Source organism: Microbacterium sp. M28, from assembly GCF_025836995.1.
GTDB lineage: Bacteria > Actinomycetota > Actinomycetes > Actinomycetales > Microbacteriaceae > Microbacterium.
In genome coordinates, this window is sequence record NZ_CP107546.1 from 1,965,446 (window position 1) to 1,980,621 (window position 15,176).

A 15,176-nucleotide genomic window follows, 5' to 3' on the forward strand; every position below is an offset into this window, starting at 1 on the left:
CCCCAACGGTACCGCTCTGCACGGACCGGGGCCGCTCGGTTGCCCGTGAGTATCGCGCAGCGTTACCGCCAGAGCGCAGTTCTTACGATCCGCAGATGCGGAAGAGAATCCGCACTGCATCCGCAGACACGAACGTAGGATGGCGAACATGACCGATTTCCGGATCCGTGATGCCGCCCGCCTCCTGTCCGTCAGCGATGACACTGTGCGTCGCTGGATCGACAGCGGGCAGCTGCCGGCCGGAACGGATGCCGCAGGTCGACTCGTCGTCGCAGGCACCGATCTCGCCGCCCACCTCACTCGGGCACGCGGCGCGGACGCGGATCCCCTCGAACGCGCCTCCAGCGCGCGCAATCGGTTCGTCGGAATCGTGACCGAGGTCGTCTCGGACACGGTCATGTCGCAGGTCGAGATGCAGAGCGGCCCGCATCGCATCGTCTCACTCATGTCCACCGAGGCCGTCAGGGAGCTCGGGCTCGAGGTCGGCAGCCTCGCCACGGCGATGGTGAAGGCGACGACCGTGATCGTGGAGACGGCACCAGCCTCCGAGGCGTCGCGATGAGACGCGCAACCGGCGTGCTCGGACCCGTGCTGCTGCTCGCGCTCGCGCTGACGGGCTGCACCGCACCCGCCGGGGAGGCCGGTACCGAACCGCCGGTCACCGTGTTCGCCGCGGCGTCCCTGCACGGATCCTTCGACGAGCTCGCAACGGCCTTCGCGGACGAGCATCCCTCGTACTCCGTCGCGCCGATCCGGTACGACGGATCGCAGGCGCTGTCGACACAGGCGCTCGACGGCGCTGACGTCGACGTGGTCGCCTTCGCGAACGAGGAGACTTTTCAGCCGCTGGTCGAGGCCGGCCGCAGCGGCGACGGGGAGATCTTCGCGACGAACACGCTGCGGATCGCGGTGCCGGCGGGGAACCCGGGTGGCATCGCAGACCTGGACGATCTCGCCGACCCGTCGCTCGCCGTCGTCCTGTGTGCACCCGAGGTGCCGTGCGGATCGGCGACCCGTAAACTCCTGAGCTCCGCCGGTGTAGCCGTGACAGCCGTGAGCGAGGAGACGAACGTCACGGCGGTCCTCACCCGTGTAGCCGATGGCGAGGCGGATGCCGGGATCGTGTACGCCACCGACATCGCCGCCGAGGAGCGGGTGGAAGGCATCCGCCCGGCGGGGGCGGGAGACGTCGTCAACCGGTATCCCATCGCCATCGCCGAGGACGCGCCGTCGCCGCGAGGCGCGCGGGCTTTCGTCGACTTCATCCTGTCGGATCAGGGCCAGGCCATCCTCGCCGCGCACGGATTCGAGGCACCGTGACACTCCCCCGCGGGCTCTACGTCGCGGCGACCGTCGCGATCGCCCTGCTCGTCCTGCCCATCGTCGGCCTGATCTCGCGGGTGCGCTGGGAGCAACTGGGCGACGATCTGCTGTCCCCGGCGGCGCTCAACGCCCTCGGCCTGTCGCTGGGCACTGCCGCCTGCGCGACCGTGCTGTGCCTGCTGCTGGGCGGGCCCCTCGCGATCGTCATCGCGAGGGCGCCTCGTCGCACCGCAGCCGTGCTGCGCACGATCGTGCTCGTCCCGCTCGTGCTGCCGCCGATGGTCGGTGGGCTCGCTCTGCTCGCGCTGCTCGGACGCAGCGGACTCGTCGGCAAGCCCCTGTTCGAGGTCACCGGGTTCAGCCTCCCGTACACGACGGCGGCGGTCGTGGTGGCGCAGGCGTTCGTCGCCCTGCCGTTCCTCGTGATCGCGTTGGAGGGGGCGCTGCGCACGTCGGGAATCGGCCATGAGCAGGTCGCCGCGACGCTGGGCGCCGGACGTTGGCGAGTGCTCACCCGGATCACGCTGCCGCTCGTCCTTCCGGGCCTCGTCGCGGGAACCGTCCTGTGCTTCGCACGGGCGCTCGGCGAGTTCGGAGCGACGGCGCTGTTCGCCGGCAACGCGGAAGGCATCACACGCACGATGCCGCTGGCGATCTACACCGCGTTCAACGGCGTCGGAGTCACGCAGGATTCGGCTGTCGCGCTGTCGCTGCTGCTGCTCGTCAGCGCCGCAGTGATCGTCAGCGCGCTGCGCTCATGGCGAGAGGATGCCGTGCGATGACCGCCGTGCCGACAGGGCGTCTGAGCGCCGACATCGCCGTGGATCGCGGCGGCTTCACGGCATCCGCGTCGATCGAGCTCGACGCGGGCGGGCGGCTCGCCCTGCTGGGTCCGAACGGCTCGGGAAAATCGACGCTGCTGAGCGCGCTGGCCGGGCTCATCCCGGTCGCGCGGGGCGAGGTGGTGCTCGACGGACGCATCCTCGAGCAGGCGGGACGGATGCACCGGCGGCCCGAAGAGCGACACATCGGGCTCCTCGATCAGAAGCCGCGGCTGTTCCCGCATCTGAGCGTGGTGCAGAACATCGCCTTCGGCCCGCGCTCCCGCGGCGTCGATCGCGCGACCGCGCGTGACACGGCGCGCAACTGGCTGGACAGGCTCGCACTCTCCGACCGCGCGGACGCCATGCCGCACGAGCTGTCCGGCGGTCAGCAGCAGCGGATCGCGATCGCCCGCGCGTTCGCCGCTGACCCCGCGCTCCTCCTGCTGGACGAGCCGTTCGCCGCGCTGGATGCCGAAAGCGCGCCCCTCGTGAGACGACTGCTTTCGGACGAGCTGACGCGCACCGGCACCGCAGCCGTGCTCGTCACACACGATCTGGCTGATGCCTGGCAGCTCGCAGGGCACTGCCTGGTGCTGCGCGACGGCCGCGTGGTCGAGGAGGGCACCCCTGCCGATCTGGCGGCGCGCCCGCAGCATCCTTTCACGGCTCGCCTGGCCGGCTTCGCCGTGGTCGAAGGATGCTGGACGGGGTCGACGCTCGACATCGGCGACGGCATCCTCCTCCCCGCACACCCGGAGGGCGAGCTCTATCCGGGGGATGCCGCATTCGCCGTGATCGCCCCGCAGGCCGTGCGCGTGCTCTCAAGCGGGACGACGGACGCGGGAGCCATCATCGCGCCGTTGGCGGCGGTGTCGGCGCGGGCGGGCATGCTGCGGCTGGAGCATCGCTCCGGCCTGGCGGCGATGACCCCGGTGAGCACGGTCGACGCGAGGCCGTTGCCTCGGGTCGGCGATGCCGCACGATTCGTCGTCGACGCGGTCACCGTGCGGCGCTCGGTGTCCTGACCGGCGCACGACCAAGTCCGCGCGTGCACCGCATACGCGGAACGGGCCGCCACCCGAAGGTGACGACCCGTTGCGTTGAAGCGATGCTTACGCGTTGCCGCCCGAGAGCTTCTCGCGCAGAGCCGCGAGCGCCTCGTCGTCCGCGAGCGTGCCGGCACCGGCCGAGTCGCTCGTGAAGGACTGACCGGCGGCGAAGTCGTCGCCGGCAGCAGCCTCGGCCTCGGCGGCCTTGGCCACGGCGACCTTGTGAGCCTCCCAGCGGGTCTGGGCTGCAGCGTACTCCTGCTCCCATGCCTCGCGGGCTGCGTCGAAGCCTTCCTTCCACGCACCGGTCTCGGGGTCGAAGCCCTCCGGGTACTTGTACTCGCCGTTCTCGTCGTACTCGGCGAGCATGCCGTACAGGGCCGGGTCGAACTCGGTGCCGTTGGGGTCGACCGACTCGTTGGCCTGCTTCAGCGACAGCGAGATGCGACGACGCTCGAGGTCGATGTCGATGACCTTGACGAAGACCTCTTCGCCGACGGACACGACCTGCTCAGCCAGCTCGACGTGCTTGCTGGAGAGCTCGGAGATGTGCACGAGGCCCTCGATGCCGTCCGCGACGCGCACGAACGCACCGAACGGAACCAGCTTCGTGACCTTGCCCGGTGCGATCTGGCCGATCGCGTGGGTGCGAGCGAAGACCTGCCACGGGTCCTCCTGCGTCGCCTTCAGCGACAGGGAGACGCGCTCGCGGTCGAGGTCCACCTCGAGGATCTCGACGGTGACCTCCTGGCCGACCTCGACGACCTCGGAAGCGTGCTCGATGTGCTTCCAGGACAGCTCGGAGACGTGCACGAGGCCGTCAACGCCACCCAGGTCGACGAACGCACCGAAGTTGACGATCGAGGACACGACACCCTTGCGGACCTGACCCTTGTGCAGGTTGTTGAGGAAGGTCGTGCGCGACTCGGACTGCGTCTGCTCCAGCAGAGCGCGGCGCGAGAGCACCACGTTGTTGCGGTTCTTGTCGAGCTCGAGGATCTTGGCCTCGATCTCCTGGCCGAGGTACGGCGTCAGGTCGCGGACGCGGCGCAGCTCGATCAGCGACGCCGGCAGGAAGCCACGGAGGCCGATGTCGACGATGAGGCCACCCTTGACGACCTCGATGACGGTGCCGGTGACGACTCCGTCGTTCTCCTTGATCTTCTCGACGTCGCCCCAGGCGCGCTCGTACTGCGCACGCTTCTTGGAGAGGATCAGTCGGCCTTCCTTGTCCTCCTTCTGGAGAACGAGGGCCTCGACCTGGTCGCCGACGGCGACGACCTCGTTGGGGTCGACGTCGTGCTTGATGGAAAGTTCGCGCGAGGGGATGACGCCCTCGGTCTTGTAACCGACGTCCAGCAGAACCTCGTCGCGGTCGATCTTGACGATCGTGCCCTCGATGATGTCGCCGTCGTTGAAGAACTTCAGGGTCTTCTCGACCGCGGCCAGGAAGTCCTCGGCAGATCCGATGTCGTTGATCGCGACCTGCTTGGTGGCCGGGGCGGTCGTTGCGGTAGTCATGTAGTGGGTTGTCCTTGTTGAATGGGGGCTCGGGCTTCCGGCCGACGTGCGCACACGTATCTGAAGGCTGGAAAGCGAATGGATTGGATTGCTGCCACGAAGGCACGCGCCAGCGCGCCACAAGTGACACTTCAGATTACCAGGTTCGGCGGCATCTGTCTGCTGTGGATAACTCCGACGGATGCCGAGCCGTTGGCGTTACCGTGATCGGGTGATCATCTCGCGCCCTCGTCACCTCCTCTGCTTCTCGGCCATCGGCATCGTCGCTCTGGCCGCGGGTTCTCTGATCGCGTGCGCCCCCGAGGCGGATCCCACCCCCACGCCGACCGCCGCCTTCGCGTCCGAGGAGGAAGCCTTCGCCGCAGCGGAAGAGGTCTACCGGGCGTACAACGACGCCGGGAACGCTCGACGCTCGGGACAATCGACACCCAATCCACAAGACTTCCTGACCGGCACCGCACTCGAAGGCGATATTGAAGCGCTACAGCTATTGGACGCCCAGAATCTAACTCTCGAAGGTTCGGTCGGGCTTCTGTCCTTCACCGGACAAGCCGCGCAGATCGGTCAATCCGACAGCTCAATAGTCGCCCTCGTCTGTCTCGACGCTTCACAGGCACGCGTTGTGGATGCTGACGGGGTTGACCTCACCCCGGGCGATCGCGAGGACACGATCGCACAGTTGGTCGAGTTCGCGGGCTCGCCAAGTCGGTTGCTCATCTCATCAGAGTCGGCAGAGGACTCGAGTCAATGTCGATGACACAAACACTTGTCGCCATTCCGACATTGATCGCTTTACTCGGCGTGCCTGTCACCACGCCCCTGGCTTGGAAATCAGGAATAGCGTGCCCGAAGGAGCTCCAGCTCGCGGGTGTATGCAACGCGACGAATACCGGCAACCAGATAGTCGTTGATGGTTCCCGAGCGAACGATCATTCAGACGGAGCGCCCGGCCGCAAGACCGAGGACAGTTGGCACTCAAGCGCCGGCCCACCACAACCTCCGGTGAAGTCGGAGTTCGAGCAGTGCCTCGACGATTGGAACCGCTACATCGGCTGCTTCCAGCGCGCGGATCCCGCTGACCCGGCGGCCCCTTCCGCGCCGGCGCCGGCGATCCCCGCGGTCACGATCACGGACCTCGCCCGGTTCGCGCCGGCCGGCGCCGTGGTCGCGGGCGAGCCCGACAACGTCGGCGTCGCAGGTCTGCCGACCAACTTCGTCGCATCGGCCTCCGCGCATACGGTCTCCGGCGAGCTGTTCGGCTATCCGATCACGGTCCGCTTCACTCCCGCCGGGTTCGATTTCGACTACGGCGACGGCACGGCGGCCACGACGAGCGACGGCGGCCGGAGCTGGTCCGCGTTGGGGCAGGCACAGTTCACCCCGACCACGACGAGCCACGTGTACAGCGAACGCGGCGAGTACGACGCGAGCGTAGACGTCCGATACACCGCCGAGATCGACCTCGGAATCGGCTGGTTCCCGGTCGACGGCGAAGTCACCAGCGCCGGCCCCGCCCAGCGGATCCGCATCTTCGAGGCGCACACCGCGCTCGTCGCGCACACGTGCGAACAGGCGCCGTCCTCGCCCGGGTGCTGACCCGGCCGAGGACCGACCGCTGTGCCATGCTGATCCCATGAGCGACAGGCTGATGCTGCTGGACACCGCGAGCCTCTACTTCCGGGCCTTCTATGGTGTGCCGGACAAGGTGAAGGCGCCGGACGGCTCCCCCATCAACGCCGCCCGCGGTCTGCTCGACATGATCGCGAAGCTCGTGTCGACCTACCAGCCCACGCATCTCGTCGCCTGCTGGGACGACGACTGGCGTCCGCAGTGGCGCGTCGATCTCATCCCCAGCTACAAGGCGCATCGCGTCGTCGAGTTCGTCCCGAACGCGGCCGACATCGAAGAGGTGCCGGATCCGCTCGAAGCGCAGATCCCCCTGATCCGCGCCGAGCTCGGCGCACTCGGCATCCCGATCATCGGCGTCGCCCAGCACGAGGCCGATGACGTCATCGGAACTCTCGCAACCGTCGCGACCATGCCGGTCGACATCGTCACAGGCGATCGCGACCTGTTCCAGCTCGTCGACGACGCCCGCGACGTCCGTGTCATCTACACGGCGCGCGGCATGAGCAATCTCGACACCCTGACCGAGGCGAGCGTCGTCGCCAGGTACGGCGTACTCCCCTCCCAGTACGCCGACTTCGCCACCATGCGCGGCGACGCATCCGACGGACTCCCCGGCGTGGCGGGCGTGGGCGAGAAGACCGCGGCGACGCTGCTCCAGACGCACGGCGACCTGGACGGCATCCGCGCCGCCGCCCTCGCAGGAGAAGGCATGTCCGCCGGCATCCGTGCGAAGGTCCTCGCTGCCTCGGACTATCTGGACGTCGCCCCGACCGTCGTGCTCGTGGCCCGCGACCTCGACATCACCGTGCCGACAACACCGCTCGGACACCTGGACGACGCCGCAAAGGATGCCGCGACGGCACTGGCCGAGACGTGGAACCTCGGCACATCGATGACGAGGGCTCTCGCCGCACTCCCCGGTTGATCAACCGGGCCAGCCCGATCAGTCGGCCCAGTCGAGCAGTCGGTCGATGCCCCAGGTCGTGATGATCCGGGCAGCAGGTACGCCGGCGCGTTCCGCGCGCACGGCGCCGTGATCGAGCAGCGACAGCTGGCCCGGCGCGTGCGCATCCGAATCGATCGAGAAAAGGCAGCCCTCCTCGAGTGCGATCGCGATCAGCGCATCGGGCGGATCCTGGCGCTCGGGTCGGGAGTTGATCTCGACGGCGACGCCGTGCTCGGCGCACGCGGCGAACACCGCGCGGGCGTCGAACTCGGACGGCGGACGAGTCCCCCGTGATCCCTCGACGAGCCGGCCGGTGCAGTGACCGAGCACGTCGACTCGACCCGACCTCACCGCCGTGAGCATGCGCGCGGTCATCGCCGCTGCATCCATACGCAGTTTGGAATGCACCGATGCCACCACGATGTCGAGTTCGGCCAGAAGCTCCGGCTCCTGATCCAGCGCCCCGTCCTCGAGGATGTCCACCTCGATCCCGGCGAGCACGCGCAGGGCGGCATCCGACTCGGCACGCACCAGTGGGATCTGCTCGCGCAGGCGCTCGGCGCTCAGCCCACGGGCCACGCGCAGCCGCGGCGAATGATCGGTGATGGCCAGGTAGTCGTGACCGAGAGCGCGCGCCGCGTCCGTCATGGTCCGTATCGACGTCGTGCCGTCCGACCATTCCGTATGCGCGTGCAGGTCGCCGCGGAGCAGCCCCCGCAGCTCCGAGGACAGTTCGGGCTCGACCTCGCCGCGCAGCTCGACGAGGTAACGAGGCGTCTCACCCGCCTGCGCCTGCGTGATCACCTCGAACGTCGAATCGCCGATCCCCTTGGACGCCCGCAGCCGCACGGGATCCGCGCGCACCTCTTCCGGCAGCGACTCCCAGGTGGCCGCCGCCTGACGGAACGCCTTGGCGCGGTAACGAGAAGCACGCTCGCGCTCCAGCAGCGCGGCGATCTCGAGGAGAGCGGCTGCCGGATCCATGGTCAGGCCTTGGCCAGCTCGCGGGACACCGACACCCATTCGTCGAGCTTGGCCGACGCGCGGCCGTCATCCACGGCATCCGCTGCCTTGGCGAAGCCCTCGCGCAGTCGATCCAGGATCGGGCGCTGCACCTGCGTCGCGTCCTGCGACAGCTCGAACGCGACGATGCCGGCGGCGGCGTTGAGGAGGACGACGTCTCGCACCGGCCCCTGCTCCCCCGCCAGGGTGCGTCGCAGCACCTCGGCGTTGTGCTCGGGAGAGCCGCCGATCAGATCGGACAGATCCGCCAGTGGGATGCCGAGATCGCGCGGATCGAGGTCGTGCTCGTGGATGTCACCGCGCGACACCTCCCAGATCCGACTGTGACCGGTGGTGGTGAGCTCGTCCAGGCCGTCGTCGCCGCGGAAGACGAGTGCCGTCGCCCCGCGCGTGCGGAACACGCCGGTGATGAGCGGCACGCGCTCGAGCTGGGCGACTCCGACCGCGTTGGCCTCGGCGCGGGCCGGGTTGCAGAGCGGACCGAGCATGTTGAACACGGTCGGGATGCCGAGTTCGGCCCTGGCGGCGCCGGCATGCTTGAAACCCGGGTGGAACGCGGCCGCCCACGCGAAGGTGATGCCCGTGCGGTCCAGCACCGACGCCACGTGGTCGGGCGAGAGCGACAGCTCGAGACCCAGCGCGCCCAGGACGTCGGAGGCTCCGGATGCCGAGCTCGCGGCGCGGTTGCCGTGCTTGACCACGGGGATCCCGGTCGCGCCGATGATCACCGCAGCTGTCGTCGAGATGTTCACCGTGCCGACGCGGTCGCCGCCGGTGCCGACGATGTCGAGCACGTCCGGCGAGACCGGCAGCGGCACCGCGGCCTCGAGGATGGCGTCGCGGAAGCCGACGATCTCGTCGATCGTCTCCCCTTTGGCACGCAGGGCCACGAGGAATCCGGCCAGCTGGGCGTCGGAGACCTTCCCCTGCATCACCTGACGCATGGCCCACGTCGATTCCCACACGCTCAGATCGCGCCGCTCCAGGAGCGTGGTGAGCACATCGGACCAGGTCAGGGATTCAGCCATGTGTGCGATCCTATCGGCGCGCAGAATTTCATCTCGACGTCGACATGAACCCCGGCAAGCGTCGTTTCCCCTGTATTCACCGAGGATTCGCAGGCGTTTCTTAGGTTCCCCTAAGTGACGGACCAGCGAATCGGACCCCCGTGATGCAAGAATCGCCCGCTCGGATCGGCCATAATGGAGGGGTGACGACCTCAGCGACGTATGCCCCGGCAGCCCGAACCATCAAGCGGCCCAATCCGGTAGCTGTCGGCACCATCGTGTGGCTCGGCAGCGAGGTGATGTTCTTCGCGGGACTGTTCGCGATCTACTTCACCCTCCGCAGCACCTCACCGGAGCTGTGGGCCGACCGAACGGAACTGCTCAACGTTCCCTTCGCCGCGATCAACACCGCCATCCTGGTGCTGTCCTCCGTGACGTGCCAGATGGGTGTCTTCGCCGCTGAGGACCTGCAGCCGTACCGCATCGCCAAGGGCCAGCTGAACCCGGCCGGCCGCCGCCGCCTGTTCGGCTGGGGCATGGTCGAGTGGTTCTGGCTCACCTTCGCACTCGGCGCGGTGTTCGTCTCCGGTCAGGTCTGGGAGTACGCCCAGCTGGTCGCCGAGGGGATGCCGATCCAGGCCGACTCCTACGCATCGGCGTTCTACCTCACCACGGGCTTCCACGCCCTGCACGTCACCGGTGGTCTCATCGCGTTCCTGCTCGTCATGGGCCGCGCGTTCGCCGTCAAGAACTTCACGCACAAGGAGGCGACCTCCTCGATCGTTGTGTCCTACTACTGGCACTTCGTCGACGTCGTCTGGATCGTGCTGTTCTTCGTCATCTACTTCCTGAAATAAGAGCGGAGCTGATCCCTGAGATGGCACGAGAGAAGAAGCGCCGTTCGAACGGTCGCCGCAGCCCCTTCGCGGCAGCGGCACTGATCGGAGCAGGACTCCTCATCACCGGCGGCGTGTACGCCGGTGCATCCGCGGCGATCGCCGCGACCGAAACCCCGACCGTCGCATCTGCGTCGCTGACCGCTGAGGACGGCGAGAAGCTGTTCCAGGCGAACTGCGCCACCTGCCACGGCCTCGACATGCAGGGCACCGACAACGGCCCGAGCCTCATCGGCGTCGGAGAACTCGCCACCGAGTTCCAGCTGTCGACCGGCCGTATGCCCCTGCAGATGCAGGGACCGCAGGCGCCGCAGAAGCCGGTGCAGTTCACGGAGGATCAGATCCAGGCGATCTCGTCCTACGTCCAGGAGGTCGCCCCCGGCCCGACCTACCCCGCCGACTGGATCACCTCCGGTGAGGCGAACCCCGACAACGCCGACGACGAAGCGAGCGTCTCGCACGGTGCCGAGCTGTTCCGCGTGAACTGCGCGATGTGCCACAACGTCGCCGCCGCCGGTGGAGCGCTCACCGAGGGCAAGTACGCTCCGGCTCTGACCGAGACCAGCGCGCTGCACATCTACGCGGCCATGGTCACGGGTCCGCAGAACATGCCCGTGTTCGGCAACATGAACCTGTCCGACGAGGACAAGCGCGACATCATCGCGGCGCTGGTCTTCCAGCAGGAGTCCGTGCAGCCGGGCGGGTTCTCGCTCGGATCCCTTGGCCCCGTCTCCGAGGGCCTGTTCGTCTGGATCTTCGGCATCGGCGCTCTTGTCGCCATCACCGTGTGGATCACGGCGAAGTCCAACTGACGCATTTTCATCGAAGAGGAACGTACGAGGAGCACCATGGCACACGACGACGACTCGCAGGCTCTTGACAGGGCCTACCAGCCCTCTCCTGGGCTGGGTGTCGCAGTCAGCGATCCCGTGCAGAACCCGGGGCTGCCGCCGCACCGCGAGCGGATGACCGACAAGGACCCGCGCGCCGAGAAGCGAGCGGTCCGAACGGTCTACACGCTCTTCTACCTGTCGCTGGCCGGCTCCATCTGGGCGGTCGCCGCCTACATGCTGTTCCCGATCGAGGACCAGTCGCTGGTCTCGATCCGTTACAACAACCTGTTCATCGGTCTGGGCATCGGTCTCGCCCTGCTCGCACTTGGTCTGGGAGCGATCCACTGGTCCAAGGCGCTGATGAGCGACAAGGAGTTCACCGAGTACCGCCACCCCACCCGTGGCAAGGACTCGACGCGCGAGGCATCCATCAAGGCGTTCGCCGACGCGAACGAGGAGTCCGGCTTCGGACGACGCGCGATGATCCGCAACTCGCTGTTCGCGGCGCTCGTCGCCTCGATCATCCCCGGTGTCACGCTGTTCCGCGGGCTGGCACCGCACAGCACCGCAGAGGACCCCACCAAGGGCGACCCGGTGGCGCTGCTCAAGCACACCATGTGGGACAAGGGCCAGCGCCTCGTGCGCGACCCCGACGGCACCCCGATCCGCGCAGCGGACGTGACCCTCGGCTCGGCGTTCCACGTCATCCCCGAGGATCTCGCCACCCTGTCGCACCACGACGGCTACCTCGAGGAGAAGGCGAAGGCCATCGTGCTGATGATGCGCCTTCGGCCTGAGCAGCTCATCGAGGCCGAGGACCGCAAGGACTGGTCGTACGACGGCATCGTCGCGTACTCCAAGGTCTGCACGCACGTCGGATGCCCCGTCGCCCTGTACGAGCAGCAGACGCACCACCTGCTCTGCCCCTGCCACCAGTCGCAGTTCGACGTGACCGACCACGCCAAGGTCATCTTCGGCCCGGCAGCCCGCCCGCTGCCGCAGCTGCCGATCACCGTCGATGACGAGGGCTACCTCGTCGCGAAGAGCGACTTCACCGAACCCGTCGGCCCGAGCTTCTGGGAGCGTCATTGAGCACCGCAACGCTGTCCAAAGAGGACAACAAGGACACCAAGGCGCCTCTCGGCGGCCGTTTCGTCGGCGCCGCGTCGAACTACATCGATGAGCGCACCAGCCTCTCCGGCTTCGTCAAGGAGCTCGGTCGCAAGATCTTCCCCGACCACTGGTCGTTCATGCTGGGTGAGATCGCACTGTGGAGCTTCGTGGTCGTGTTCCTCTCCGGAACCTTCCTGACGTTCTTCTTCCAGGCCTCGATGGTGGAGACCCACTACACCGGCGCCTACGCTCCGATGCGCGGCATCGAGATGTCCGCGGCTCTCGAGTCCACGCTGAACATCTCGTTCGACGTGCGCGGCGGACTCCTCGTCCGTCAGATCCACCACTGGGCGGCGCTGGTCTTCATCGCCGGCATCGGCGTGCACATGCTGCGCGTGTTCTTCACCGGCGCGTTCCGCAAGCCGCGCGAGCTCAACTGGGTGATCGGCTTCGTGCTGTTCGTCCTGGCACTGGCCGAGGGCTTCACCGGCTACTCGCTCCCCGACGACCTGCTCTCTGGCAACGGCCTGCGCATCATCGACGGCATGGTGAAGGGTCTCCCGCTGATCGGAACCTGGACCTCGTTCCTGCTGTTCGGCGGCGAGTTCCCCGGCACCGACATCGTCGGCCGCCTGTACACACTGCACATCCTGCTGCTGCCGCTGCTGGTGATCGCGTTCATCGTGCTGCACCTCATGCTCATGGTCATCAACAAGCACACGCAGTTCGCCGGCCCCGGCCGTTCGAACGACAACGTCGTGGGCTACCCGATGATGCCGGTCTACATGTCCAAGATGGGCGGCTACCTGTTCATCGTGTTCGGCACGATCGTGTTGATCGCGACGTTCTTCCAGATCAACCCGATCTGGAACTACGGACCGTACGACCCCTCCCCCGTCTCCGCCGGTACCCAGCCCGACTGGTACATCGGCTTCGCGGACGGGGCACTGCGTCTGGCGCCGTCGAACTGGGACATCGTGTTCCTGGACCGCACCTGGTCGTTCGGCATCATCGTCCCGGTGCTCGTCCTGCTGGTGTTCCTCGTCGCCGTCGCGATCTACCCCTTCATCGAGGCGTGGGTCACCGGCGACAAGCGCGAGCACCACATCGCCCAGCGTCCGCGCAACGCCGCCACGCGCACCGCGATCGGCGTCGCCGGCGTGATCTTCTACGCAGTGCTGTGGGCCGCGGCATCGTCCGACCTCATCGCGACGCACTTCATGCTGACGATGGAAGGCGTGATCCACACGCTGCAGGCGCTGCTGATCCTGGGCCCGGTGCTCGGTTACTTCGTCACGAAGCGCATCTGCATCGCGTTGCAGAAGAAGGACCGCGAGATCGTCCTGCACGGCTATGAGTCCGGCCGCATCGTCCGCCTCCCCGGTGGCGAGTTCATCGAGGTGCACCAGCCGGTCGACAAGTACGACCGCTGGAAGCTCATCGATGTCGAGGGCTACGAGCCGCTCGTCGTGCGCCCCAACGCCAAGGGTCGCATCCCGTGGACGCAGAACCTGCGCTCGGCCATGTCGCGCTGGTTCTACGAGGACCGTCTCACCCCGCTCACACAGGCCGAGGTGGACGCCGCGGATGCTCACCAGCACCACGTCATCGCACAGGATGCCGAGACCGAGGCCGCCGAGATCCAGGGTGCTCACGAGCGCGCCGGAGTCCCCGACGCCCCGCTGGTGGCCACCGAGGACCACGTCGGCGAAACAGCCAACACGCCCAGCACGGTCATCGCGACCGAGCCGGTCAAGAAGGCGTCCAAGAAGAAGAAGAAGTCGGAGGACGGCGAGTAAGACGCCGCTCTCCCCCGGCCCCGTCGCGTTTCGCGGCGGGGCCTTCTTCATGCCGTTCCCGTGTCGGAAATCATGCGAGAGCTGACCGCAACGAGAAGGCGCGGGCGCCACGGCATCCGTAGGCTGGACGCATGATCGAGCGCACCGACTACTTCGCAGCCAAGCTGGCCTACGAGACCGACGCCAGCGACCTGTACGCCCGCCAGAAGGCCGGGGACGGCGTCCTGGTCATCGACGTCCGCTCCGACGAGGCCTGGGCGCAGGGACGCGTCGCGGGGGCCATCCACATGCACTACAACGACATCGCCGATCGCGCCCCGCAGGAGATCCCCGCCGGCACGGACGTCGTCGTGTACTGCTGGAGCCCGGGGTGCAACGCCGGTGCCAAGGGAGCCCTGGAGTTCGCGAAGCTCGGCTATCCGGTCCGCGAGATGATCGGCGGGTTCGAGTACTGGGTGCGCGAGGGCTACCCTGTCGAGAACGCCGACGGCGTCCACCGGCGAACGGTCGACCCGCTCACCGGCGTCCCGCGCATCCGCACGCGCGCGTAGCTGCGAGTCGCACCCGGGCGGCTTGCGGAGAGGGCGTGAATGCTCGGTCCAGCGCCCGTGGACGGCCATCAGCGACCCGCATCACGCGCGGGCAGCCGGAAGGCGCTGTGGACGGCCGCCTCAACGCCGGCGAAACGACCCGCGGCCCCCGTCGGGCACGGCGGGGCCGGCCCACCGCGCACGAAGAAGGCCCCCGGAGATCCGGGGGCCTTCTTCGATGCTGCGTATCAGCGGGCGAAGTTGCCGCGGTAGTACTCGTACACCCAGCCGACGATCGCGATGACGAAGATCGCGAGACCGATCGGGAGCAGGAAGTGTCCGACGGCGAGTCCGACGACGAAGATCGCCGCGGAACCCGCGAGGACGATCGGCCACCACGACCACGGGCTGAACTCGCCGAGCTCGGGATCTCCGTCGTCGATGTCGCTCGTCAGGATGTCCTCGGGCAGCTCGCCGCCCTGGGCACGGTGGGTGCGGTGCAGGTACCAGGCGATCATCGCGCCCATGAAGGCGGTGAACAACAGGGCAACGGTGCCGACCCACTCGATCGCGGTCACGATCGGACGGTCCTGGTGCTCCAGGATGTTCCAGCCGGTGTAGACGACGGCCACGACGGCGAAGAAGGCCGTGAGCACCCACCACAGGATGACGTTGTCGCGCAT

16 protein-coding genes are annotated in these 15,176 nt (G+C 67.8%); 12 read left to right on the top strand and 4 right to left on the bottom strand.

From position 1 onward, the window contains the following. Window positions 1–148: 148 nt before the first annotated feature. The 4 genes from OED01_RS09725 to OED01_RS09740 are packed head-to-tail and all read left to right on the top strand — an operon-like array spanning window position 149 to window position 3,172. A complete protein-coding gene (locus OED01_RS09725) occupies window positions 149–562 on the top strand; it encodes a TOBE domain-containing protein (RefSeq protein ID WP_264155080.1) in 414 nt (137 codons plus the stop codon). Then, window positions 559–1,320, top strand: a complete 762-nt coding sequence (gene modA / locus OED01_RS09730) for a molybdate ABC transporter substrate-binding protein (RefSeq protein ID WP_264155081.1) — start codon at window positions 559–561, stop codon at window positions 1,318–1,320. Before OED01_RS09725 ends, modA begins: the two co-directional genes overlap by 4 nt. After that, window positions 1,317–2,105, top strand: a complete 789-nt coding sequence (modB, locus tag OED01_RS09735) for a molybdate ABC transporter permease subunit (RefSeq protein ID WP_264155082.1) — start codon at window positions 1,317–1,319, stop codon at window positions 2,103–2,105. Before modA ends, modB begins: the two co-directional genes overlap by 4 nt. Then, a complete protein-coding gene (locus tag OED01_RS09740) occupies window positions 2,102–3,172 on the top strand; it encodes a sulfate/molybdate ABC transporter ATP-binding protein (protein ID WP_264155083.1) in 1,071 nt (356 codons plus the stop codon). Before modB ends, OED01_RS09740 begins: the two co-directional genes overlap by 4 nt. A gap of 87 nt (window positions 3,173–3,259) precedes the next feature. On the opposite strand, the gene rpsA is transcribed toward OED01_RS09740, so the two are convergent. Next, complete coding sequence (gene rpsA, locus OED01_RS09745; protein ID WP_264155084.1) at window positions 3,260–4,717, bottom strand: 30S ribosomal protein S1; 1,458 nt, start codon at window positions 4,715–4,717, stop codon at window positions 3,260–3,262. A 211-nt stretch (window positions 4,718–4,928) separates the two neighbouring features. On the opposite strand from rpsA, the gene OED01_RS09750 reads away from it, so the two are divergent. The 3 genes from OED01_RS09750 to OED01_RS09760 all read left to right on the top strand — a co-directional run bounded on the left by OED01_RS09750 (window position 4,929) and on the right by OED01_RS09760 (window position 7,271). Further along, window positions 4,929–5,474 (top strand): hypothetical protein, encoded by a 546-nt coding sequence (locus OED01_RS09750; RefSeq protein WP_264155085.1) that lies wholly within the window; start codon window positions 4,929–4,931, stop codon window positions 5,472–5,474. Window positions 5,475–5,719: 245 nt separating this feature from the next. Continuing rightward, on the top strand, window positions 5,720–6,313 hold the full coding sequence (locus OED01_RS09755) for a hypothetical protein (protein WP_264155086.1): 594 nt from the start codon (window positions 5,720–5,722) through the stop codon (window positions 6,311–6,313). A 37-nt stretch (window positions 6,314–6,350) separates the two neighbouring features. Next, the gene (locus OED01_RS09760; RefSeq protein WP_264155087.1) at window positions 6,351–7,271 is read left to right on the top strand and encodes a 5'-3' exonuclease; all 921 of its coding nucleotides are present in this window, start codon (window positions 6,351–6,353) and stop codon (window positions 7,269–7,271) included. Window positions 7,272–7,289: 18 nt separating this feature from the next. Here OED01_RS09760 and OED01_RS09765 read toward each other — a convergent pair whose 3' ends face one another. Together OED01_RS09765 and trpD are read right to left on the bottom strand one after the other, a co-directional pair. After that, the gene (locus tag OED01_RS09765) at window positions 7,290–8,276 is read right to left on the bottom strand and encodes a PHP domain-containing protein (RefSeq protein ID WP_264155088.1); all 987 of its coding nucleotides are present in this window, start codon (window positions 8,274–8,276) and stop codon (window positions 7,290–7,292) included. A gap of 2 nt (window positions 8,277–8,278) precedes the next feature. Continuing rightward, window positions 8,279–9,343 carry an anthranilate phosphoribosyltransferase gene (gene trpD, locus OED01_RS09770; RefSeq protein ID WP_264155089.1) on the bottom strand — a complete coding sequence of 355 codons (1,065 nt, stop codon included), beginning with the start codon at window positions 9,341–9,343 and terminating at the stop codon, window positions 8,279–8,281. A gap of 143 nt (window positions 9,344–9,486) precedes the next feature. On the opposite strand from trpD, the gene ctaE reads away from it, so the two are divergent. The 5 genes from ctaE to OED01_RS09795 all read left to right on the top strand — a co-directional run bounded on the left by ctaE (window position 9,487) and on the right by OED01_RS09795 (window position 14,514). Then, a complete protein-coding gene (gene ctaE, locus OED01_RS09775) occupies window positions 9,487–10,179 on the top strand; it encodes an aa3-type cytochrome oxidase subunit III (RefSeq protein WP_264155090.1) in 693 nt (230 codons plus the stop codon). A gap of 20 nt (window positions 10,180–10,199) precedes the next feature. After that, window positions 10,200–11,030, top strand: a complete 831-nt coding sequence (gene qcrC / locus OED01_RS09780) for a cytochrome bc1 complex diheme cytochrome c subunit (RefSeq protein ID WP_264155091.1) — start codon at window positions 10,200–10,202, stop codon at window positions 11,028–11,030. A 36-nt stretch (window positions 11,031–11,066) separates the two neighbouring features. Then, window positions 11,067–12,143, top strand: coding sequence for a cytochrome bc1 complex Rieske iron-sulfur subunit (gene qcrA / locus OED01_RS09785; RefSeq protein WP_264155093.1), 1,077 nt, complete (start codon window positions 11,067–11,069; stop codon window positions 12,141–12,143). Further along, the gene (qcrB, locus tag OED01_RS09790) at window positions 12,140–13,963 is read left to right on the top strand and encodes a cytochrome bc1 complex cytochrome b subunit (protein ID WP_264155094.1); all 1,824 of its coding nucleotides are present in this window, start codon (window positions 12,140–12,142) and stop codon (window positions 13,961–13,963) included. Before qcrA ends, qcrB begins: the two co-directional genes overlap by 4 nt. A gap of 131 nt (window positions 13,964–14,094) precedes the next feature. Beyond that, on the top strand, window positions 14,095–14,514 hold the full coding sequence (locus OED01_RS09795) for a rhodanese-like domain-containing protein (RefSeq protein ID WP_264155095.1): 420 nt from the start codon (window positions 14,095–14,097) through the stop codon (window positions 14,512–14,514). A 227-nt stretch (window positions 14,515–14,741) separates the two neighbouring features. Here OED01_RS09795 and OED01_RS09800 read toward each other — a convergent pair whose 3' ends face one another. Beyond that, window positions 14,742–15,176, bottom strand: a complete 435-nt coding sequence (locus OED01_RS09800) for a cytochrome c oxidase subunit 4 (RefSeq protein WP_264155096.1) — start codon at window positions 15,174–15,176, stop codon at window positions 14,742–14,744.